The organism is Pandoraea morbifera, from assembly GCF_902459575.1.
In the GTDB taxonomy this organism is placed as follows: Bacteria; Pseudomonadota; Gammaproteobacteria; order Burkholderiales; family Burkholderiaceae; genus Pandoraea; species Pandoraea morbifera.
This window is the reverse complement of the sequence record NZ_CABPSD010000043.1, coordinates 1-609: the sequence shown is the minus strand read 5'-3', so window position 1 is coordinate 609 and position 609 is coordinate 1. Positions and strand designations below refer to the sequence as shown.

General features: G+C 59.1%; 1 pseudogene. It reads right to left on the bottom strand.

Annotated features, from left to right (window positions below):
• Nucleotides 1–609 (bottom strand): annotated as a pseudogene (locus PMO31116_RS23935) (hypothetical protein); the annotation flags it as partial.

The window sequence follows — 609 nt, the reverse complement described above, 5'->3', positions numbered from 1 at the left end:
CGTCGCGACGGGCACGCCGCCAGCACCAACAACAACAGCGGCGCCCGAGAACCCTGACGTCATACGGTGTTTGACGTACCCTCCGCCTCCTCCGCCGGCACCCACAATGAATGTTCCTGATGAAGTTGGCCCCGAAGGCGATCCACCAGCGCCCCCGCCTGCCTGAACCTCAACGATTACGTTGGTCGTCCCCGGCGTTTCCACATAGGTTCCGCTAGTAGTGAAAATTCGGAGTCCAAGAAGTCTCCCGGGTGCTCCCGCGCTCGGGTTGATAATGCTGACGCCGTCTGACGCAAGCAGCAATGCTTCCCCTCGGGAAATCAGCACCCCCGAACCCGATGACGCTTTGAATGTGAGCCCAAAGGCTCCGGTCGTGCTGTTCCGTACCAGATACATCTGAGGCGGCCCAACAGGAACCGTCACCACCCGCCCCCCCGTCAACGCCCCTGTCAAGTCGATGAACCCATTGAGCGCTTCAGCCGCGGTTAATGCGATCGTACCTTCCGGGCCGCCGACATCCTTCGTTAGTTTCCCTTGTGTGCGTGTATACAATTCGTTGAAATTGTCTTTCGTCTTCTCAAACGCAACACGCGAAGTGTCGCCATCGGT